Origin of the sequence: Staphylococcus pasteuri, from assembly GCF_030547725.1 — a bacterium.
Lineage (GTDB): Bacteria > Bacillota > Bacilli > Staphylococcales > Staphylococcaceae > Staphylococcus > Staphylococcus pasteuri.
The window spans coordinates 1-242 of the sequence record NZ_JAUOQO010000819.1; the positions used below are offsets into that span (position 1 = coordinate 1).

The 242-nt window shown below is 38.4% G+C and carries 1 protein-coding gene; it reads right to left on the reverse strand.

Annotated features, from left to right (window positions below):
• Positions 1-242: DNA sulfur modification protein DndB (locus Q4528_RS15615; RefSeq protein WP_303522633.1), on the reverse strand; the 242-nt coding region annotated here is incomplete at both ends.

Here is a 242-nt window from a genome sequence, read left to right on the forward strand (position 1 = left end):
TAATAAAGCGGCGCTATTATTGTGCATCATTCGTCCTTGATTGATACAGCGCCCTTCCCAATTACTTTTGTTTGTCCTTCGCCAGTCAATCTTTTTTAGTTTCTTTAATGTTTGCTTGTAGCTTTTCTGTGCTAATAATTCATGGCCGATCATTCCTAAGCATTTAAGAACAATTGCAGAAAAGTTTACATATTCCTTTCGGTCGTTTGCTGGCATTTCGTGGTTTTTTGCAAGCGTCCAAG